We start from the raw sequence: 542 nt of genomic DNA, 5'->3' as shown, positions 1-542 counted from the left end.
CTGAAGTACCTGGCCCGCTTCGGCCACGCCGTGCCGGTGGTGTACGAAACCCACGACTGGACCCAGCCGCATGTGGCCGACGACGCCCTGCAGCCGGTGTTCGAGCGCATCTACCAGGACACCGACCGCTACTGGCGCGAATACTCGCTGTGCGAAGACCTGGTGGACCTGGAGACCGCCTTCCAGCTCTGGCGCTTCCGCCACATGCGCACGGTGATGCGGGTGATCGGCTTCAAGCGCGGCACCGGCGGCTCGTCCGGGGTGGGCTTCCTGCGCCAGGCGCTGGAGCTGACCTTCTTCCCCGAGCTGTTCCAGGTGCGCACCACCCTGCAGGCCGCGCCCCCGACAGAACTGGGCTGACCCGCATTCAGCTTGGACCCCGGCAGGTGGCTGGATCGTTTCAGATGCAAGTTCAGCGAGCAGGTGGGCACCTGCCTCAAACGGCGTGTATTTGACGTGAACGCCACAAGTCGGTGATCCTCGCGCGTTGCTTCAACTGCACATCGGACGTGCTCGTCATCCACCGAACCAGTAAACCCGCA

Annotated in this window: 1 protein-coding gene; it reads left to right on the top strand. The window is 65.1% G+C overall.

The window, feature by feature from the left end:
- Window positions 1-360: tryptophan 2,3-dioxygenase family protein (locus tag C9414_RS21020; RefSeq protein WP_258182661.1), on the top strand; the 360-nt coding region annotated here is incomplete at its 5' end.
- Window positions 361-542: the final 182 nt, after the last annotated feature.

Origin of the sequence: Bacillus sp. Nf3, assembly GCF_003028545.1 — a bacterium.
GTDB lineage: Bacteria > Bacillota > Bacilli > Bacillales > Bacillaceae > Bacillus > Bacillus safensis.
The sequence above is the reverse complement of the archived record's forward strand: the minus strand, read 5'-3'. Positions and strand labels throughout refer to the sequence as shown.